The organism is Pseudomonas baetica (assembly GCF_019733355.1).
Classification (GTDB): domain Bacteria; phylum Pseudomonadota; class Gammaproteobacteria; order Pseudomonadales; family Pseudomonadaceae; genus Aquipseudomonas; species Aquipseudomonas baetica_A.
Window position 1 is genome coordinate 1 of record NZ_JAIHLQ010000023.1, and the last position, 20,447, is coordinate 20,447.

At 58.2% G+C, this 20,447-nt stretch carries 20 protein-coding genes; 9 read left to right on the forward strand and 11 right to left on the reverse strand.

All coding sequences use genetic code 11. The features are described from left to right. The first annotated feature begins 562 nt into the window (after positions 1–562). The gene (trxA, locus tag K5E40_RS20580; protein WP_221732330.1) at positions 563–892 is read left to right on the forward strand and encodes a thioredoxin TrxA; all 330 of its coding nucleotides are present in this window, start codon (positions 563–565) and stop codon (positions 890–892) included. 463 nt (positions 893–1,355) lie between these two features. Beyond that, positions 1,356–1,637: a hypothetical protein gene (locus tag K5E40_RS20585; protein ID WP_221732331.1), complete on the forward strand. Its 282-nt coding sequence runs from the start codon at positions 1,356–1,358 to the stop codon at positions 1,635–1,637. Between the two features lie 86 nt (positions 1,638–1,723). On the opposite strand, the gene fba is transcribed toward K5E40_RS20585, so the two are convergent. From fba to tkt, 6 genes are all read right to left on the reverse strand, one after another. Continuing rightward, the gene (fba, locus tag K5E40_RS20590) at positions 1,724–2,788 is read right to left on the reverse strand and encodes a class II fructose-bisphosphate aldolase (protein ID WP_221732332.1); all 1,065 of its coding nucleotides are present in this window, start codon (positions 2,786–2,788) and stop codon (positions 1,724–1,726) included. A 216-nt stretch (positions 2,789–3,004) separates the two neighbouring features. Then, entirely contained in the window at positions 3,005–3,337 is a 333-nt protein-coding gene (locus tag K5E40_RS20595) for an MliC family protein (protein ID WP_221732333.1), read from the reverse strand. 57 nt (positions 3,338–3,394) lie between these two features. Beyond that, positions 3,395–3,616 carry a hypothetical protein gene (locus tag K5E40_RS20600; RefSeq protein WP_221732334.1) on the reverse strand — a complete coding sequence of 74 codons (222 nt, stop codon included), beginning with the start codon at positions 3,614–3,616 and terminating at the stop codon, positions 3,395–3,397. A gap of 34 nt (positions 3,617–3,650) precedes the next feature. Next, the gene (locus K5E40_RS20605; RefSeq protein ID WP_221732335.1) at positions 3,651–4,814 is read right to left on the reverse strand and encodes a phosphoglycerate kinase; all 1,164 of its coding nucleotides are present in this window, start codon (positions 4,812–4,814) and stop codon (positions 3,651–3,653) included. Between the two features lie 12 nt (positions 4,815–4,826). Next, complete coding sequence (epd, locus tag K5E40_RS20610) at positions 4,827–5,879, reverse strand: erythrose-4-phosphate dehydrogenase (protein ID WP_221732336.1); 1,053 nt, start codon at positions 5,877–5,879, stop codon at positions 4,827–4,829. Between the two features lie 180 nt (positions 5,880–6,059). Further along, positions 6,060–8,057 (reverse strand): transketolase, encoded by a 1,998-nt coding sequence (gene tkt / locus K5E40_RS20615; RefSeq protein WP_221732337.1) that lies wholly within the window; start codon positions 8,055–8,057, stop codon positions 6,060–6,062. 259 nt (positions 8,058–8,316) lie between these two features. Between tkt and K5E40_RS20620 the strand changes: the two genes are divergently transcribed. The 4 genes from K5E40_RS20620 to K5E40_RS20635 all read left to right on the forward strand — a co-directional run bounded on the left by K5E40_RS20620 (position 8,317) and on the right by K5E40_RS20635 (position 12,918). After that, a complete protein-coding gene (locus K5E40_RS20620; protein ID WP_221732338.1) occupies positions 8,317–9,312 on the forward strand; it encodes a metalloregulator ArsR/SmtB family transcription factor in 996 nt (331 codons plus the stop codon). 18 nt (positions 9,313–9,330) lie between these two features. Beyond that, on the forward strand, positions 9,331–10,521 hold the full coding sequence (gene metK / locus K5E40_RS20625) for a methionine adenosyltransferase (protein WP_221732339.1): 1,191 nt from the start codon (positions 9,331–9,333) through the stop codon (positions 10,519–10,521). Between the two features lie 228 nt (positions 10,522–10,749). Further along, positions 10,750–12,426, forward strand: a complete 1,677-nt coding sequence (gene ligB / locus K5E40_RS20630; protein ID WP_221732340.1) for an NAD-dependent DNA ligase LigB — start codon at positions 10,750–10,752, stop codon at positions 12,424–12,426. 96 nt (positions 12,427–12,522) lie between these two features. Further along, positions 12,523–12,918 carry a DUF1090 domain-containing protein gene (locus tag K5E40_RS20635; protein ID WP_221732341.1) on the forward strand — a complete coding sequence of 132 codons (396 nt, stop codon included), beginning with the start codon at positions 12,523–12,525 and terminating at the stop codon, positions 12,916–12,918. A gap of 63 nt (positions 12,919–12,981) precedes the next feature. Here K5E40_RS20635 and K5E40_RS20640 read toward each other — a convergent pair whose 3' ends face one another. Then, on the reverse strand, positions 12,982–13,431 hold the full coding sequence (locus tag K5E40_RS20640; RefSeq protein WP_221732342.1) for a cytochrome c: 450 nt from the start codon (positions 13,429–13,431) through the stop codon (positions 12,982–12,984). A 128-nt stretch (positions 13,432–13,559) separates the two neighbouring features. On the opposite strand from K5E40_RS20640, the gene K5E40_RS20645 reads away from it, so the two are divergent. Further along, complete coding sequence (locus K5E40_RS20645; RefSeq protein ID WP_221732343.1) at positions 13,560–14,747, forward strand: murein transglycosylase A; 1,188 nt, start codon at positions 13,560–13,562, stop codon at positions 14,745–14,747. Between the two features lie 96 nt (positions 14,748–14,843). Here K5E40_RS20645 and K5E40_RS20650 read toward each other — a convergent pair whose 3' ends face one another. Beyond that, a complete protein-coding gene (locus K5E40_RS20650; protein WP_221732344.1) occupies positions 14,844–15,227 on the reverse strand; it encodes an MAPEG family protein in 384 nt (127 codons plus the stop codon). 38 nt (positions 15,228–15,265) lie between these two features. Further along, a complete protein-coding gene (locus K5E40_RS20655; RefSeq protein ID WP_221732345.1) occupies positions 15,266–16,099 on the reverse strand; it encodes an EamA family transporter in 834 nt (277 codons plus the stop codon). Between the two features lie 269 nt (positions 16,100–16,368). Between K5E40_RS20655 and K5E40_RS20660 the strand changes: the two genes are divergently transcribed. Continuing rightward, complete coding sequence (locus tag K5E40_RS20660; protein ID WP_221732346.1) at positions 16,369–17,631, forward strand: sodium:proton antiporter; 1,263 nt, start codon at positions 16,369–16,371, stop codon at positions 17,629–17,631. 83 nt (positions 17,632–17,714) lie between these two features. Here the strand turns inward: K5E40_RS20660 and K5E40_RS20665 are convergent, their stop codons facing one another. Both K5E40_RS20665 and K5E40_RS20670 read right to left on the reverse strand, forming a co-directional pair. Then, positions 17,715–18,998, reverse strand: coding sequence for an amidase (locus K5E40_RS20665; protein ID WP_221732347.1), 1,284 nt, complete (start codon positions 18,996–18,998; stop codon positions 17,715–17,717). A 58-nt stretch (positions 18,999–19,056) separates the two neighbouring features. Next, positions 19,057–19,470 carry a VOC family protein gene (locus K5E40_RS20670; protein ID WP_221732348.1) on the reverse strand — a complete coding sequence of 138 codons (414 nt, stop codon included), beginning with the start codon at positions 19,468–19,470 and terminating at the stop codon, positions 19,057–19,059. Between the two features lie 111 nt (positions 19,471–19,581). On the opposite strand from K5E40_RS20670, the gene K5E40_RS20675 reads away from it, so the two are divergent. After that, positions 19,582–20,442, forward strand: coding sequence for a LysR substrate-binding domain-containing protein (locus K5E40_RS20675; protein WP_221732349.1), 861 nt, complete (start codon positions 19,582–19,584; stop codon positions 20,440–20,442). Positions 20,443–20,447: the final 5 nt, after the last annotated feature.

The following is a 20,447-nucleotide window of genomic DNA, read 5'->3' on the forward strand; positions in this document are numbered from 1 at the left end:
CCTATAGGACAGGTGCGTCCGCAGTATGGAAATTAAGGATTAATAAGTGCTTAAAACAGGCTTATTCATCGAAAAAAGTCGATATTTCTAGAGTTTCAGCGAAGTGCTCTCTTTTTTACAGCCTGACGCCCGATTTGCTGGAAAAAGAAGGTCTTACTTCAGACCTTCCCTAGGCATCGCGCAGGTCGTCATGCTTGGCGAACTGGCGGTGAATCAGGCACTGGATCATGTTGAGTTGAAGGAGTAGTTCTGTTCAGCAAAAAAGCAACCCGCCTCACGGCGGGTTTTTCATAACGTGGGTCAAAGCCGAGCGCTTGTTCAACAAACCTTTTAGCTAATGCTGGAACGCTGGCTCCACCTCGATTGTTTGATCATCGAGTTTTTTCAGTTCACATCCGGGTCTAGGTCACATAGCGAATTCATATAAAAAACTGTCAGTTATTACAGGTGACGCACCGCATATACCGTTCTAGATTCAACGAAGCAAAGCAACCTGCACAGGACAACGCGAGCCAGGCAATAACGTCTGGCCCGCCAGTGCTATTAATTCAAGGAAATCCCAATGAGCAGCGAACTTATTAAACACATCAGCGACGAAAGCTTTGAATGGGATGTTTTACGATCCGAGTTACCCGTATTGGTCGATTTCTGGGCGCCATGGTGCGGCCCTTGCAAAATGATGGATCCGATACTGGACGAGATCGCCGAGGCTTACAAAGGCAAGCTGACCGTTGCCAAACTGAACGTCGACGAGAACCCTGAAATCCCCGCCAGTCAAGGCGTGCGTAACATCCCAACCATGACGCTTTTCAAAAACGGAGCCGTCGCGGCGACGAAATCTGGCACCTTTCGCAAGGCTGAACTGGAGACGTTCCTCAACAACGCTCTCTAAAGATTTACCTCCGCTCGCTGTACTTCTAGTTTTTAAAAGTCCACGAGGAGTAACCCATCAAATTCCAATTTCGCCACGACCTCTGTAAACGCCGCCACAAGAAACCCGCCATCGGCGGGTTTCTTGAATCAGCAACTAACGTTTAGTTCACCTTGGCGTTCAACTCACCCTTCAGATAACACTGACACATCGCTTTCATCGAGATCTTAATTAAAAAATCCGTCCACTTTTGACCTTAAAAAAACGATGGGGATTGATTTAATAAATCTGTCCCCGCTCAGGACTCACCAAAACTTTCTTATAGCCAAACAACCTAAAAATATAGCCAATTCATATTAAACACTGTCACTTATTACAGGTTACGCGCGATCATATAATACTTAACATCAAAAACAAGCGATACACGCATTTACCCGCATCGCTTACAGTCAAAAACAAACTAATCTACATGGAAGAAACTAACATGGCACAGAAAGCAAATATCGCCCCCCTTCAATATGCGCCCCCCCTTGGTCCACATCCCGTACTTTACGGAACAGGCGAGCCTAATTATTTTGTTGACGTTGCTGTTTCCAACACCGGTCAGGTGCTCGGAAAAGGTCGTGTCGAATCGGGTGGACAATGGAGAGTCGAGTTAACAATCAAAACAGGTGAATGGATTCAGGTTCAAGCTCGATGCTACGCCACTCCAAATGCTCCGGTCTCGAATGTAGAGTGGAGCGATCCGGTGAATATCTACGGTTAGGAACTAAAGGAGAAATCGAATTTATTTCGAGCTACTTACCATGAAAAAAGCCCGCATCACTGCGGGCTTCTTTCAAACACTTAGATTTAGATAACCTTGGCGTTCAACTCACCCTTCAGATAACGCTGGTACATCGCTTCCAGCGAAATCGGCTTGATTTTCGAAGCATTGCCCGCAGTACCAAACGCTTCATAACGCGCGATACACACATCACGCATCGCCGTCACGGTGGCGCCGAAGAATTTACGTGGGTCGAATTCGCTCGGGTTGGTGGCCATCAGGCGACGCATGGCGCCGGTGGAGGCCAGGCGCAGGTCGGTGTCGATGTTGACCTTGCGCACGCCGTGCTTGATGCCTTCAACGATTTCTTCAACCGGTACGCCGTAGGTTTCTTTGATGTCGCCGCCGTACTGGTTGATGATCGCCAGCCACTCTTGTGGCACCGAGGACGAACCGTGCATCACCAGGTGGGTGTTCGGGATGCGTTTGTGGATTTCCTTGATGCGGTCGATCGCCAGCACGTCACCGGTCGGTGGCTTGGTGAACTTGTACGCGCCGTGGCTGGTGCCGATGGCGATGGCCAAGGCATCCACCTGAGTGCGCTTGACGAAGTCAGCGGCTTCTTCCGGGTCGGTCAGCATCTGGCTGTGATCCAGAACGCCTTCGGCGCCGATGCCGTCTTCTTCACCGGCCATGCCGGTTTCCAGCGAACCCAGGCAGCCCAGCTCGCCTTCTACCGAGACGCCACAGGCGTGCGCCAAGGCCACGGTTTGTTGGGTAACGCGCACGTTGTAGTCGTAGTCGGTCGGGGTCTTGCCGTCTTCGCCCAGCGAGCCGTCCATCATGACCGAGCTGAAGCCCAGTTGGATGGAGCGCTGGCAGACGTCAGGGCTGGTGCCGTGGTCCTGGTGCATGCACACCGGGATGTGCGGGAATTCTTCGATCGCCGCCAGGATCAGGTGGCGCAGGAAAGGTGCACCGGCGTATTTACGGGCGCCGGCCGAAGCCTGAACGATCACCGGGGAGTCAGTCTTGTCAGCGGCTTCCATGATGGCGCGCATCTGCTCAAGGTTGTTGACGTTGAAAGCTGGAACGCCGTAGCCGAACTCGGCTGCGTGGTCCAACATCTGGCGCATGCTGATAAGTGCCATTGTGTGTGTCTCTCCCGGTTTGGGTCGTTAATCGTGCCAGCCTGCCGGAGCGGCGGCGGCTATTCAAGTGATTGCAGATCGGGGGTTGAGGCCCGGTCTGGTGATTCGGTGTTACCAAAATCTTGTGAACAAAATAGAACCTCTGTGGGAGCGGCGGTGCGACGATTCGACTTGCTCGCTCCCACATTTGGATCTCTGTACATCAATTCAATCGTGTTACTGCGCTTTGCAGCCGCGGCCAATCAGGTCATTGGTGGCGACCCAGTACACCAGGCCTTCATCACCCTTGACGTGAAACGCCAGCATGCCGTCGCTGTACAGCGTGCCCGAGGCGCCCGGCTCTTCTTTCAGGCGATAGACCTGATCACCGCCGCCCAAACGGACGTCGACTTCCTTCTTGTCGGCATCGGCGTAGCGCCACAGCACTTTGGCCTGGCTGTCGCAGGTCCAGGTCGTCCAGTTATCCGCCGGGGCGGACGACTGAAACAGGTTCAACTGTGCGCAACCGCCCAACAATGCCAACGCCGCAATGGCGATCAAGCCTTTCATCCGTGTTCCTCGACCGGCAGCGCACGCCGCCAGCCCTGAGTTAAAGAGTCAGACCCGTCAAGGACAACCATGTTCCTTGGCCGGGGTTTGCGTCTCGTATTTCTCCAGACCGTCCGGCCCCGAGCGCTTGTTCAGCACCGGGTTGGTTTCGGCCTGCCAGTCGGCCTGATAACAGCCCTTGTTCAACTCGCTGGGTGCCGGCGTCGCTTCGGCCTTCGGGTTACTCCCGCAGGCCGCCAGCGTACCGGTCAGCAGCAACAGTGCTAACGACTTGACCATGTGACCACTCCTTTGCCTGGCCAAACGGGCGGCCTCAGGCCTTGGCCCGGGTTTCCAGGACTTCAACGGCCGGCAGCACTTTGCCCTCGACGAATTCGAGGAATGCGCCACCACCGGTGGAAATGTAGGAGATTTGCTCAGCTACGCCATATTTATCGATGGCGGCCAGGGTGTCGCCACCGCCCGCAATGGAGAACGCAGCGCTGTCAGCGATGGCCTGGGCCAGCACTTTGGTGCCGTTGCCGAACTGATCAAACTCGAACACGCCGACCGGGCCGTTCCACAGAATGGTTTTCGACGATTTCAACAGTTCGGCGAAGTTCGCGGCGGTCTGTGGGCCGATGTCCAGAATCATGTCATCGGCAGCGACGTCAGCGATCAGTTTGACGGTCGCCTCAGCGCTTTCAGCGAATTCCTTGGCGCACACAACATCGACCGGCAGCGGCACGCTGACCTTGGCGGCGATGGCGCGAGCGGTGTCCAGCAAGTCCGGCTCGTACAGCGACTTGCCAACCGGGTGACCGGCAGCGGCGAGGAAGGTGTTGGCGATGCCGCCACCGACGATCAGTTGATCGCAGATCTGGCTCAGGCTGTTCAACACGTCGAGTTTGGTCGACACCTTGGAGCCGGCAACGATGGCCGCCATTGGCTTGGCCGGAGCGCCCAGGGCTTTGCCCAGCGCATCCAGTTCAGCGGCCAGCAACGGTCCAGCGGCGGCGACTTTGGCGAACTTGGCCACGCCGTGGGTCGAGCCCTCGGCGCGGTGCGCGGTGCCGAAGGCGTCCATCACGAACACATCGCACAGGGCAGCGTATTGCTGGGCCAGTTCGTCAGCGTTCTTTTTCTCGCCCTTGTTGAAGCGCACGTTTTCGAACAGCACGATGTCGCCAGCCTTGACGTCAACGCCGCCCAGGTAATCGGCCACCAGCGGCACTTCACGGCCCAGCGCCTTGCTCAGGTAGTCAGCGACTGGCTTGAGGCTGTTCTCGGCGGAGAACTCGCCTTCGGTCGGACGGCCAAGGTGCGAGCACACCATGACGGCGGCACCTTTTTCCAGGGCCAGCTTGATGGTCGGCAGCGAAGCCAGGATACGCGCGTCGCTGGTGACGACACCGTCCTTGACTGGGACGTTGAGGTCTTCGCGGATCAATACGCGCTTACCTTGCAGATCGAGGTCGGACATCTTCAACACGGTCATGGGTCGCACTTCCTACGTTTTTTTTGAAGTTGCTGTTTGCAGATAGTGTTCTGCAACGTCCAGCATTCGGTTGGCAAAACCCCATTCGTTATCGAACCAGGCCAGGATGTTCACAAGCTTTGGGCCTGAGACACGGGTCTGGCTGGCATCGACGATGGCCGAATGTGGGTCATGGTTGAAATCACAGCTTGCATGGGGAAGCTCGGTATAGGCCAACAGGCCTTTGAGCGGGCCGCTGGTGGCGGCTTCGCGCAGGATCCGGTTGACTTCATTGGCATCGGTGGCGGTGGCCGTCTGCATCGTGATGTCGAGGCAGGAGACGTTGACCGTCGGCACGCGTACGGCTTTGGCCTGAATTCGCCCGGCAAGTTCCGGCAGCAGGCGCTCGATACCGCGCGCCAGACCGGTGGACACCGGGATCACCGACTGGAACGCCGAACGGGTGCGGCGCAGGTCTTCGTGGTGATAGGCGTCGATCACAGGCTGATCGTTCATCGCCGAGTGAATGGTGGTGATCGACACGTAATCCAGGCCAATGGCCTTGTCCAGCAGGCGCAACAGCGGCACGCCGCAGTTGGTGGTGCAGGAGGCGTTGGACACCAGCAGTTCGTCGCCGGTCAGGCAGTCCTGATTGACGCCGTAGACGATGGTGGCGTCGACATCCGCCTCGCTGGCCATTGGCTGCGAGAACAACACGCGTGGTGCGCCGGCGTCGAGAAAACGCTGGCCGTCTTCACGGGTGTTGTAGGCGCCGGAGCATTCAAGCACCAGATCGACGCCCAGGGACGCCCAATCGATGCCTTCGGGAGTGGCACTGCGCAGGACCTTCACGCAGTCGCCATTAATATGCAGACAGTCGCCGTCTACTCGCACTTCGCCGGGAAAGCGGCCGTGAGTGGAGTCAAAGCGTGTCAGGTATTCGATGCTGGCCATGTCAGCCAGATCGTTGATTGCGACAATTTCGAACCCGGCTTTTTCGCCTCGCTCAAACAACGCACGCAAGACGCAACGACCAATCCGGCCGTAGCCGTTGAGTGCAACTTTGTAAGGACGCGGTTGAGGCATGGGGTTCTCGATTACCGTTTGAATCCGTTATTGCAGTGGCGTCTGAACCACCGCTTTCGCGAGCAAGCCCGCTCCCACATTGGATCAGGGTTGTGAACACTGTTCGTGTCACACAACAAATCCCCCTGTGGGAGCGGGCTTGCTCGCGAAGGCGTCAGTCCGGACGACGTGACTTCTGGATCAGTCTTCCAGCAGCTCTTCAGCCTGACCCAGGATGTTTTCCAGGGTGAAACCGAACTCTTCGAACAGTGCTGGCGCAGGCGCCGACTCACCGTAAGTGGTCATGCCGATCACGCGACCTTCCAGACCCACGTACTTGAACCAGAAGTCGGCGTGAGCCGCTTCGATCGCGATACGCGCGCTGACCTGCAACGGCAGGACGGCTTGCTTGTAGCCAGCATCCTGAGCATCGAACACGCTGGTGCAAGGCATCGAAACCACGCGCACCTTGCGGCCCTGCTCGGTCAGTTTGTCGAAGGCTTGAACAGCCAGGCCGACTTCCGAACCGGTCGCAATCAGAATCAGCTCAGGCTCGCCTGCGCAGTCCTTCAGCACGTAGCCACCGCGGCTGATGTCGGCGATCTGGCCAGCATCACGGGCTTGGTGCTGCAGGTTCTGACGCGAGAAAATCAGCGCCGATGGACCGTCCTTGCGCTCCAGAGCGTTTTTCCAGGCCACGGCCGATTCAACGGCATCGGCTGGACGCCAGGTGTCGAGGTTCGGCGTGGTGCGCAGGCTGGTCAGTTGCTCGATCGGCTGGTGCGTCGGGCCGTCTTCGCCCAGACCGATGGAGTCGTGGGTGTAGACGTGGATCACGCGCTGCTTCATCAGAGCGGACATGCGCACGGCGTTGCGAGCGTATTCCATGAACATCAGGAAGGTCGCGCCGTAAGGCACCAGGCCGCCGTGCAGGGTGACGCCGTTCATGATGGCGGTCATACCGAATTCGCGCACGCCGTAGTACATGTAGTTGCCGCTGGCATCTTCAGCGCTGACGCCTTTGCAACCTTTCCACAGGGTCAGGTTGGAACCGGCCAGGTCAGCCGAACCGCCAAGCAGTTCCGGCAGCAGCGGGCCGAACGCGTTCAGGGCGTTCTGGCTGGCTTTACGGCTGGCGATGGTTTCGCCTTTGGCAGCGACTTCAGCGATATAGGCCGAGGCTTTTTCCGAGAAGTCAGCCGGCAGTTCACCGCTCAGACGACGGATCAGTTCGTTGGCTTCAGTCGGGAACGCGGCGGAGTAGGCAGCGAAACGCTGATCCCATTCGGCTTCAACAGCGCGGCCAGCTTCTTTGGCATCCCATTCGGCATAAATGTCGGCCGGGATTTCGAACGGGCCGTGGTTCCAGTTCAGCGCCTGACGGGTCAGAGCGATTTCCGCGTCACCCAGTGGGGCACCATGGCAGTCTTCTTTGCCCTGTTTGTTAGGCGAGCCGAAACCGATGGTGGTCTTGCAGCAGATCAGGGTCGGCTGCGCGCTCTTGCGAGCGGTTTCGATGGCAGTCTTGATCTCTTCCGGGTCGTGACCGTCAACGTTGCGGATCACTTGCCAGTTGTAGGCTTCGAAACGCTTCGGGGTGTCATCGGTGAACCAGCCTTCGACTTCGCCGTCGATGGAGATGCCGTTGTCATCGTAGAAGGCGATCAGCTTGCCCAGACCCAGAGTACCGGCCAGGGAAGCGACTTCGTGGGAAATGCCTTCCATCATGCAGCCATCACCCAGGAAAACGTAGGTGTGGTGATCAACGATGTTATGGCTCGGACGGTTGAACTGCGCCGCCAGGACTTTTTCTGCCAGAGCGAAACCCACAGCGTTGGCCAGACCCTGACCCAGCGGGCCGGTGGTGGTTTCAACGCCCGGGGTATAACCGAACTCCGGGTGACCCGGGGTGCGGCTGTGCAGTTGACGGAATTGCTTGAGGTCGTCGATCGACAGGTCGTAACCGGTCAGGTGCAGCAGCGAGTAGATCAACATCGAGCCGTGGCCGTTGGACAGCACGAAGCGGTCACGGTCAGCGAACGATGGATTGCTCGGGTTGTGCTTGAGGTAGTCGCGCCAAAGTACTTCGGCGATATCTGCCATACCCATAGGGGCACCGGGATGGCCGCTGTTGGCTTTTTGCACGGCATCCATGCTGAGGGCACGAATGGCGTTGGCACGCTCACGACGGCTAGGCATCGCTGATCTCCTGGGTGTGAATAGATTGAAACGGAAAAAAGGAGGGCATTTTCCCTCACCGGAGCGCCTCGGGGCAATGACAGATAGTCATCCGGAGGCGTTTTTCCCATGGTTAGCGGCGGATTGTGCGGGTGAAACCTTTCCGCTGTTGGTTTGTAGAGTTAACCCGTCGGCGAGAAGTGCCATCTATCGTGCAATATCAAAACTTTTTGATATTGCCCTTGCGGTGCTTTCCGCCCATCAATAGACTGCCTGCCCTATGAACTTACACGCGCCTTCCATTCGACATGATGATTGCGACGAGCTGGCAGCCCTGTGCAAGGCCGGCGGCGATCCGCTGCGGCTGAATGTATTGCGCGCGCTGGCCAACGATTCGTTCGGTGTACTGGAGCTGGCACAGATCTTCGGTATCGGTCAGTCGGGCATGAGCCATCACCTTAAAGTGCTGGCCCAGGCCGATCTGGTGGCGACCCGCCGCGAAGGCAATGCGATCTTTTATCGCCGCGCCCTGCCCCACACCCAATTGCTCGGCGGCAAACTGCACACGGCATTGTTAGAAGAAGTCGACCAACTGACCCTGCCCAACGATGTTTTGGCGCGAATCGCTCAGGTTCACGGACAACGCGCTGCGGCCAGCCAGGACTTTTTCGCCCGGGTGGCGGAGAAATTCCGCGCCCAGCAAGACTTGATTGCAGGCTTGCCGCAGTACCGCGACAGCGTGCTGGCCCTGCTCGACAAACTGAACTTCAGTGGTGCTGCCACGGCCATTGAAGTCGGCCCCGGCGATGGTACTTTTCTGCCGGAACTGGCCCGCCGCTTTGGCACCGTCACCGCGCTGGACAACAGCCCGGCGATGCTCGAACTGGCGCGTCAGGTATGCATTCGCGAAGAACTGGCTAACGTCAGCCTGCAATTGGCCGATGCATTGAACAGCCCCAGCCTTCAGGCCGATTGCGTAGTGCTGAACATGGTCTTGCACCATTTCGCCGCGCCGGCCGAAGCGCTCAAGCACATGGCCAACCTGCTGCAACCGGGCGGTAGCTTGCTCGTAACAGAGTTATGTAGCCACAACCAGAGTTGGGCCAAGGAGGCCTGCGGTGATCTGTGGTTGGGGTTTGAACAGGATGATTTGGCCCGTTGGGCCACCGCTGCGGGACTCGTTCCCGGGGAAAGCCTCTATATAGGTTTACGTAATGGTTTCCAGATCCAGGTTCGCCACTTTCAGCGACCGGCTGGCAACACTCACCATCGGTAAATTCAGGAAAACATCGAGATGAGCGAATACTCCCTCTTCACCTCCGAGTCCGTGTCTGAAGGACATCCGGACAAAATCGCCGACCAGATTTCCGATGCGGTGCTGGACGCCATTATTGCCCAGGACAAACACGCACGCGTTGCGGTGGAAACCCTGGTCAAGACCGGCGTGGCCATCGTTGCCGGTGAAGTGACCACCAGCGCCTGGGTCGACCTGGAGCAGATCGTTCGTGACGTCATCTGCGACATCGGCTACACCAGCTCCGAAGTCGGCTTCGACGGCGCCACTTGTGGCGTGATGAACATCATCGGCAAGCAATCCCCGGACATCAATCAGGGTGTTGACCGCGCCAAGCCTGAAGATCAGGGCGCCGGCGACCAAGGCCTGATGTTCGGCTACGCCAGCAACGAAACCGACGTTTTGATGCCAGCGCCGATCACCTTCTCGCACCAACTGGTGCAGCGTCAGGCCGAAGCCCGTAAATCGGGCCTGCTGCCTTGGCTGCGTCCAGACGCCAAGTCGCAAGTCACTTGCCGTTATGAAGGTGGCAAGGTTGTCGGTATCGAGGCGGTTGTCCTGTCGACCCAGCACAACCCTGAAGTGTCTTACAAAGACCTGCGCGAAGGCGTGATGGAGTTGATCGTCAAGCACGTACTGCCTGCCGAACTGCTGAGCAAAGACACCCAGTTCCACATCAACCCGACCGGCCAGTTCATCATTGGCGGCCCGGTAGGTGACTGCGGCCTGACCGGTCGCAAGATCATCGTCGACAGCTACGGCGGCATGGCCCGTCACGGCGGCGGCGCGTTCTCCGGTAAAGATCCATCGAAGGTTGACCGTTCGGCGGCTTACGCTGGCCGCTATGTTGCCAAGAACATCGTCGCTGCCGGCCTGGCCGAGCGTTGCGAGATCCAGGTGTCCTACGCCATTGGTGTGGCTCAGCCAACATCGATCTCGCTGAACACCTTCGGCACCGGCAAGATCAGCGATGACAAGATCGTCAAACTGGTGCGTGAAGTGTTCGACCTGCGCCCATACGCGATCACCACCATGCTGGATCTGCTGCACCCGATGTACCAGGAAACCGCAGCGTACGGCCACTTCGGTCGCACTCCGCAAACCAAGACTGTTGGCGAAGACACCTTCACCACCTTCACTTGGGAAAAAACCGACCGCGCCGACGCCCTGCGTTCTGCTGCTGGCCTGTAACTCCCTGGCGGCATGAAAAGCCCCGCACGGTTCGCGCCGTGCGGGGCTTTTTCTTGCCCGAAAGGCAATTCTGAATTCAACCGATACACCTGTGGCAGGTTTGCCTGCGAAGAGCCCCAACAGGCGACATCAATCCCCGATCAGAAACACCCCGCAAAACACCCCACACACCCAATCTGGAATCCTCGCCTAGCCTTCAAGCATTCCCCTTGAGCAAGGACGCTCACGATGTTTGCCACACTGCGCCTGTTGATGACGTTGCTGCTGACGCTCCACAGTTTCAACGCCCAAGCTGAATGCCCGAACTGGCCTCCGGCCCAAGCCCAACGCGAAATCACTACCCTGCAAAACCAGATCGACCAATGGGACGACGCCTATCACCGCCAAGGCCGCTCATTGATTGCCGACGAACTCTACGACCAATCGCGCTTGCGACTAAGCGACTGGCGCCAGTGCTTCAACTTGCCATTGACTGCCGAGCCTTTGCGCGCAGCCTCAGGCACAGTTGCACACCCCATCGCCCATACCGGTCTGGATAAACTGCATAAAGCCGAGGCGGTAGAAGCCTGGCTTCGGGATCGCAAGGATGTCTGGGTACAGCCCAAGGTCGATGGTGTTGCAGTGACGTTGATGTATCGCGGCGGACGTTTGCACCAGGCGATCAGTCGGGGAGACGGCATCAGCGGGCAGGACTGGACCGCGTCGGCGCGCAAGATCGGCGCCATTCCTCAACAACTGCAGCAACCGCTGGATTTGCTCGTGCAAGGCGAACTCTATTGGCGTCTGAACGAGCATGTGCAAGCACGCGCCGGCAGCGTCAACGCCCGCGCAATCGTGGCCGGATTGATGGGCCGCAAAGCCCTGAGTTCGGAGCAAGCGGCAGGGATCGGATTGTTCGTCTGGGACTGGCCGCAAGGGGCTTTGGATCTGGCCGAACGATCATCCACCCTGGCGACATTGGGTTTCGCCTCGACCGAGCGATACAGCCATCCCGTCGCCCACCTCGCAGACGCGCAGAAGTGGCGCGATCACTGGTACCGTTCGCCCCTGCCGTTTGCCAGCGATGGCGTCGTTCTGCGCCAAAGCCAGCGGCCGTCCGCCGAGCGCTGGCAGGCGCGTGCGCCCTACTGGGCCATCGCCTGGAAGTATCCGTTCGCTCAGGCGTTGGCCGACGTGCGCAAGGTCAATTTCAAAATCGGCCGCACCGGGCGCATCACCCCCGTACTCGAATTGACACCCGTCATGCTCGACGACCGGGAGATCAAACGGGTCAGCGCCAGCTCTCTGAAACGCTGGCAGGAACTGGACATTCGCCCCGGCGATCAGGTGGCAATCAGTCTCGCCGGGCTGACGATTCCACGCCTCGACAGTGTTGTGCTGCGCACTACCGAACGCGCAGCCATTTACATCCCCGACTCCAGCGAATTTCACGCACTCAGCTGTTGGCAACCAACAGCGGGCTGCGAAACCCAGTTTCTCGCTCGCTTGACGTGGCTCAGCGGCAAACAGGGGCTGGCCATGTCGCAGGTCGGCCGAGGCACTTGGGAGAAACTTCTGGAAACAGGCCGTCTGAACAACCTGCTGGATTGGTTGACCCTCGACGGGCCAGAGCTTGCTAACATTGCCGGCTTTGGCGAACGCAGCAGCGTGCGCCTGATGGTCAGTTTTCGCAGTGCACGGCAACAACCGTTTGCACGATGGCTCAAAGCGTTGGGTTTACCGCCCACCGGCCAGGCACAACTGGCTGACTCATGGCAGGCGCTGGCACAACGCGACACCGCACAATGGCAGGCAGAGCCAGGCATCGGCCCCGGTCGCGCAGCGCAATTGAGCGCATTCTTCCGCGACCCGCAGGTGCTGGCACTGAGCGAAACCTTACACACCGCCGGAATCGACGGTTTCTGAACATGCAAACCCGGCGCCCGGGAACCCAACGGCCACCGAGGCGCTCCAACAGCGCAGCGCCCAACCGACCCGATTGCCCTTGCACATGGAGCTCTTATGAAATTTCTTGCACCGCTCGCCCTGCTTACCCTCTGCGGTGTGATGGCCGCCCCCGTGATGGCCGCTGAAGACGCTCCGGGCCTGACCGGCTGCGCAGCCAAGAAGCAAGGCATCATGAATCAGATCGAGCAGGCCAAGTCGCGCGGCAATGCCGATCAGCAGACAGGACTGGAAACGGCGCTGCGCGAAGTCACCGAACATTGCACCGACGCCGGCCTGAAGAAAGAGCGCGAAAACAAGGTGCTCGATGCCAAACACGAAGTCAGCAAGCGCCAGGCTGATCTGGACAAAGCCATGAAGAAAGGCGATCCCGAGAAGATCAACAAACGCAAAGACAAACTGGCCGAGGCGCGCAAGGAATTGCAGGAAGCGCTGGACGAAATCGATAAATAAGAAGCCGGCAAAGTTGCCTGACGCCATCGCGAGCTTGCCCGCGATGGCGTCAGGCTACAAAAATCAATGATCCCGAAACTTTTTATGGCAAGCGCTGCAGGCATCTTCAACTTTTTGTACCGCAGGCCCCAGGTTACTGGCCTTGTAGGGCTGAACCTGGCTGGCGATCACCAGTTCACCGGTCGCTGCTTCAAGGGTGCGGGCCATGTCCTGAAAACGGGCCTGGTTCTGCCAGACATCGTCTTTGGCGCTGGTGTGATCTTCTTCGCGAACCTGCGGGAAGTGCTTCCAGGGTTCATGGGACAACGCATCGAGTTTGACGGCACCTTCGGCGAACTTCGGCCCGTCGAACGGAACGCGCCCACGCAACATCCCGCCCAGGTTTTCACTGGTCTTGAGCATTTGTTTGAAGATCGCTTTGCGTTGACCCAGCGGGGAATTCGGATCGACACCGCCACAGGCGGACAAGGTCATACAGGCCAGCAATACAACAGAAATTCTTTTAAGAGTCATGGTGGCTTCAGGTCACGGAATTCGGCGGCCAGTATCCTCGCCTCACCAACAAACACCAATAGCCCTATTAAAAATACGGGTTGCTTGAGCGCATGGAGCTCTCGGGCAACCGGCACAGGAATCACTCCATGAACAGCCGCTTAAAGGCCTGGCGTCACCCGCTGATCGCAACTCTTCCGCTGCTGGCAATACTGGCTGGCTGTACCGGCGGCGACGACGACGCCAAACCGAAAACCCACGCGTTGGCCACTTATTCCAGCGCAACCTGGGAAACATTGCCGGCGGTGTCCGATAACGATCTGGTGGCCGGTTTCGGTTCGTGGCGCAGCGCCTGCACCCGACTCAAGGCAGATCCGGTCTGGGGCGCCACCTGCGCAGCGGCGGCCAATGTTTCGCAGAGCGCAAACGAGATCCGTGCCTTCCTCAAACAGAATCTGGATGTCTTCGGCCTGCGGGCCGAAAATGACAACCCCAATGGCTTGATCACCGGTTACTACGAACCGGTCTACCCCGGCAGCCTGACGCCAACCGAAACGGCCAATGTGCCGGTCTACGGCGTACCGGAGGACATGATCATCGTCTCCCTCGACAGCATTTATCCTGAGCTCAAGGGCAAGCGTTTGCGCGGTCGTCTCGAAGGCCGGGTGCTCAAGCCTTATGACGATGCAGCAACCATCGAATCCAAAGGCGTGAAAGCCCCCGTGGTGGCTTACCTCACCGACCCGATGAATCTGCAATTCCTGCAAATCCAGGGTTCGGGACGGATTCAGACCCAGGACGGACGGCAGCTACGCATCGCCTACGCCGACCAGAACGGTCACCCGTACCGACCGATCGGCCGCTGGCTGGTCGAGCAAGGCGAGTTGAAGAAAGAAGACGTAACCATGGGCGCGATCAGCAACTGGGCCAAGGCCAATCCGTCGCGCATCCCGGAACTGCTGGCCAGCAACCCGAGCTACGTGTTCTTCACGCGCAACCCCGACAGCAATGAAGGCCCCCGCGGGTCGTTGAACGTGCCGCTAACGGCCGGTTATAGCGCAGCGGTGGATCGCAAGGTGATTCCGTTGGGCAGCCTGTTGTGGCTGTCAACCACCCGCCCGGACGGCACGGCCCTGGTCCGCCCGGTCGCCGCGCAGGATACCGGCGGCGCGATTGCCGGCGAGGTTCGTGCGGATCTGTTCTGGGGTACTGGAGATGCAGCCGGGCAACTGGCCGGGGACATGAAGCAGCAGGGGCAGATCTGGATGCTCTGGCCCAAAGGTGTCGCGTTGCCACAAGTGCCGCAGGTGGCAGACACAGCCAAAAACAAACCTTAGGTTACTCGCGCTTTCGCGAGCAAGCCCGCTCCCACAGTTGGAATACATCCCCTGTGTGAGCGCGCTGCTCGCAAAGGGCCAGCAGCCCCCCCAGAATCAGATCGACACAAAGAAGAACGAAGCAATCAACCCCATCCCGACAAACCACACCAGCGACCGCAAAATCGCCCAGTCCGCCAGATAGCAGATGATGTAAAGCAGGCGACTGGTGATAAACAGCACCGCCAGCACATTGACCGTCACCAACTGCGCCGTGCCCACCAGATGCGCAACGATCACCGCCGCCGCAAACGCCGGCATCACCTCAAAGCTGTTCATCTGCGCCGCATGCGCCCGCCGGGCTACGCCATCGACGCTGTCGAGAAAATCCCGAGGATCATGATTGTCGCTCAGCCTGAAACCGCCCGAGACCTTGGCCACAATCGTGCACACATACGGCAAAAAGATCGCGATCAACACACACCATAGAGCCACCGTCATAACGCCATCCTTTTTCGAGTGATAGGGTTTGCGGGCGGTCAGAACTTCATGACCAGCATGCCGATCAGCACCAGCCCACAGGCTAAGAGCCGCGGTCGACCGAAAGGTTCTTTCAGATATCGCATGCCGAACAGCACCACCAGGATCACGCTGATCTCGCGCAACGCCGCTGCCTCGGCAATCGAGCCCAATTGCATCGCCCACAGCACCAGAGCGTAGCTGAACAACACGCAGAACCCGACCGCCAGCCCCAACTTCCATTGCTCACGCCAGAACTGTATGAACGCCGAGCGCTTGGCGGCCCACGCCAGCAAGGGAAATGGCCAGGCGCTGAGCAGCGTGACCCAGACCAGGTAATCCAGCGGATGCGACCAGCGCCGCAACGCTTGACCATCGATGTAGGTGTAGCAACCAATGCACAGGCCGATAAGCGCCACCACGGGCAACATCGACCACGGCAAATGTTTACCGCCGCCGCCCTGCCACAGCAGGCATGCCATCCCGAACGGAATCAGCATGATGCCGAATATCTGCCGAGTGCTGAGTTCCTCACCGGCAAAGATCAGCGTCAGCGCCAGCACCACCAGCGGCGACAAACCCCGCATCAGCGGATAGACCAGCCCGAGATCGCCGACCCGATACGCCTGAATCAGCAGATAGCGATACAGCAACTCAAAGGCTGCCGAAGCCAGAATCCACGGCCAGATGTCTGCGGGAGGCAAGCTCACAAAGGGCAACGCGACAGCGACAAACAACAGCGCCACGGTGTCCATGCACGCCACCACCAGCAGCCGTTCGGCGCTGAATTTGATCAGGGTATTCCACGCCGCATGCAGCAGCGCCGCTATCAACACCAAAGTCGTCGCCAGCACACCCCACTCCTTTTTTGTGGTTGACCCTGCACCCGTCAGTCAGGTTATTGATTCGTGATGCGGTAGCGGTTTATACCGCAAGCGATCACGCCTCACTCAGTTGCGCACCGATAAACAGCACTGGTTGCCTTTCCTCCAGGAGAGGGCTGGGGTGAAGGTCTCTTGATCGGATCACACGTCACTGTGTCCCAAGCCTGACTCAGCCCATCCAACCCTTGCACTGAAGAATCGGTGCGCTGTCTTTCCATACCTCATCCCAAGGACCCCGGATGCTTGAGCTCGTAGCCGCTTTCATCTGCCTCACCACCCTGCTCACCTTCGTCAACTTCCGCTTCATCGGCCTGCCGCCGACCATTGGCGTGATGGTGACCGCACTGATGTTTTCCTTGCTGCTACAGGGCCTCAGCGTGCTCGGCTATCCCGGCCTCGAAGAGCGTGTGCAGCAACTGATCGGCCAGATCGACTTCGGCGATCTGCTGATGAACTGGATGCTGTCGTTCCTGCTGTTCGCCGGCGCCTTGCACGTCAATCTGAATGACCTGCGCAGCTATCGCTGGCCTATCGGTCTGTTGGCAACCTTCGGTGTCTTGATCGCTACCACGCTGATCGGCAGCCTTGCCTACTACATTTTCGCGCTGTTCGGCTGGCACGTGAGCTTCCTCTACTGCCTGTTGTTCGGTGCGCTGATTTCGCCCACCGACCCGATCGCGGTGCTCGGTGTATTGCGTACCGCCAATGCCTCGAAACCGCTGAAAACCACCATCGTCGGCGAGTCGCTGTTCAACGACGGTACCGCCGTCGTGGTGTTTACCGTGCTGCTGGGCATTGCCCAACTCGGCGAAACCCCGACCGTCAGCGCCACGGCCATGCTGTTCGCTCACGAAGCCATCGGCGGCGTGCTGTTCGGTGGGCTGATCGGTTATCTGGTCTATCTGATGATCAAGAGCATCGAGCAGCACCAGATCGAAGTGATGCTGACCTTGGCACTGGTGATCGGCGGCTCGGCGATGGCCAGTGAGTTGCATGTTTCGGCACCGATTGCGATGGTGGTTGCCGGACTGATCATCGGCAACCTGGGCCGCAACCTGGCGATGAACGACATGACGCGCAAATACCTCGACGGCTTCTGGGAGTTGCTCGATGACATGCTCAACGCCCTGCTGTTCGCGCTGATCGGCATGGAGCTGTTGTTGCTGCCGTTCAACTGGTTGCACGTAGCAGCGGCGAGCTTGCTGGCGGTGGCGATCCTGCTGTCGCGCTTGCTCACCGTGGCCCCGGCGATCCTGCTGTTGCGGCGCTGGCGCACCGTGCCACGCGGTACCATCCGCGTGCTGACGTGGGGCGGGTTGCGCGGCGGGGTCTCGGTGGCCCTGGCGCTGTCGCTGCCACTGGGAGAAGAGCGTGATTTGCTGCTGAGCATCACCTACATCGTGGTGCTGTCATCGATCCTGCTTCAGGGCCTGACCATTGGCCGCGTCGTTCGCGGGGTGACCCGTGCACAGAACGTCAGCGCTGCCGACTCAGCACACTGACAGCTCAATCAGGCACCGTCGCAGAGCACTCGCTTTGCGACGGCCTGCTCAGCATCCAGAGCAGATGCCACAGCGCCTACGTATTAACCAGCAGCTCTCAGCACCGCATCAACCTGCTCCGCGGCGTGTAAAAGAACACTGTCGCCCCTAAAACTTCCAATCATTTGAAGTCCTGCCGGCAACGCCCCGGTAGCGCGAACGAGAGGGAGGTTAATTTGGGGCAAGCCAAACGCCATCCAGAACTTGCTGAAATCGGAAGGTCCGGTGGCGCCGAGGCCCATCGGAGCGACGATGCCACAACTTGCGCCCAGGACGGCATCGAAAGGCTCGAATATCGGTTCCAACACCGTGGCCAACGTTGCCAAACGCTTCTTTGCCGCTGACTCTTGCTCCCACGTCGTCAGACTGGCGCGCTCGATCATGGCCAATAATTCTTCACTTAGTTTGTCAGGATGCGCTTGCAGTTCTTTGGCCAATGAACGAGCGCCCTCGCAATCGTTTATCAGCAGATGGTCATCAAATACCGCTGCAAACTCCTCAGGCAGCAACACCTCGCTCACTTGATGTCCCGCCATTCGCAGATCTTCAACAGCAGCGTCCAGTGATTTCGCCACATCCTCGTCAACCTGATCCCAACGGGCCGTACGACAGAAGCCGAACGTACATAAACGACGGTCATGAACACGCTTCGCCAAACCCGGGATCAAGACTTGAGCCATCAGTTCCAGATCACGCACGGAGCGGCCATACCAACCCACCGTATCGAAGCTCGGCGCCAAGGGTTTGACCCCCTCTAGAGAAATCAACCCATACGAAGGTTTGAACGCATACAGTGCGCAATAGGATGCTGGCTTAATCAATGATCCGGCTGTCTGTGAGCCCAACGCGATCGGAAAAAAGCCTGCCGCCATTCCCGCTGCCGAACCGGCACTTGAGCTTCCTGGAGTTCTGTCAAGATCATGTGGGTTGCGGGTTGGACCGGTATGCATGTAAGCGAATTCGGTGGTATGGGTCTTGCCCATGATGACGGCTCCGGCCTGGCGCAGAAGCGCGACGACATGGGCGTCACGCGAAGGCCGGTTGTCCTCATAGATGGGGGAGTAAAAACGGGTGGGATGATCCATGGTGTCAAAGATGTCTTTGACCCCCACGGGCACACCCGCCAGGAGGCCTTTCGCATCGCTGTTTTTTAATTGGCAAGCTTGACTGCGCACCCTGTCCGGGTCGAAGGAAACAAACGCATTTATGTTTCGCTCTTGCGATTCGACACATTCAAGAAAGTGCTCGGCGACTGTCTCTGCGCTCACGACACCAGAACGCACCATTTGCGAAATGGCTGTGGCGTCTGCGTTATTAATAGTTTGCATACCGCTCCTTGGGCTTCCCTTCGAAAAGCACTTGATGGGAGTGCACTACATGAAAACTTCAAGCGGCATAAACTGACTGCAAATCAGTGAAGCCCTTTATCTCGATAGGATTTGCGGCGGGATCCAGAAAAAACATGGTTGCTTGCTCACCAGGCTCTCCTGGAAAACGAATGCTGGGGGGCAGGACAAATTTCACCCGGCCTTTGATCAAACGGTCTTTTAAAACAATCCAGTCCGACATCTGGAGTATCACGCCAAAATGGGGCATCGGTACGTCGTGCTCACCTACTTTCCCGGTGTTACTGACCCTAAAGGGTTCTCCCAAATGCAACGACAATTGATGCCCGAAAAAATTGAAATCGACCCAGGTATCGGTGCTACGACCTTCCTCACATCCCAGCAACTCACCATAGAACTGGCGGGAAAGTTCCAGATCGCTGACGTGAATAGCAATATGAAAAATAGACTGCATAGGTAGCTCCTGAAGATCGCCGGAAGACGGAAATTACTGGCGAGTTGAAGACTGTGCGATTTATATCAAAAGAGATAGCATGTAATTTTTTCGCTATCGAAAGTATTTCTTATGGATACGCGTTACTTGAAGAGCCTCATCACCGTCGTGGAGTCAGGTTCCATAGCACATGCCGCACGCATCGAAGGGTTGACGGCAGCAGCGATCAGCCAGCGAGTGCTCGCGCTCGAACGGCAACTCGGTTTTGAGCTGCTATCTCGCGTCGGGCACGCAGCCAAGCCGAGTCAAGCCTGCCTTGGTTTATTGCCCAGAGCTAAACGCATCGTTCGCGAAATCGAATTACTGGCCGCAGATGCTGACGTGCGGGGGCTTACCGGGCAGTTGAGAATAGGCGCTGTTTCTACTGTTCTCACGGGGCTTCTACCGGGGGCATTGCGAGCACTGACCGAGTTGGCGCCGGGGCTCACGCCGGTCATCGTGCCAGGAACATCGCGGTCGTTGTATCAAGCGCTTCTTTCGGGAGAAGTGGACGCTGCGATCCTCGTCGTTCCGCCGTTTGAGTTGCCTAAAGCCCTGCAGGCGGTATCGCTACGCAAGGAACCTCTGGTGTTTCTGTCGAAGGAAGAGAGCGCCGATAGCATCCCGACCCAACTGATGACCCAACCGTACATCCGCTACGACCCTGATTCGTGGGGTGGGCGGCATGCCGAACATTATTTGGCGGACCATGGATTGATACCGACGCCGTTGGTAGATCTGGATGCATTGGAGACCATCGCCATGCTCGTGACTGGCGGTCTTGGCGTGAGCCTCGTGCCTTATTGGTCCGGCTTTGAACAATGGGGCCATAAATGTGCCGTGAGCCGGGTTGGCAATGATCGGTATGACCGAGAGATCGCACTGATCAGCCATGTTCAGACTGACCGGCCGAACATGATGAGCGCTTTGTGCAAGGCACTTTCAACAGCGTAGCCTGA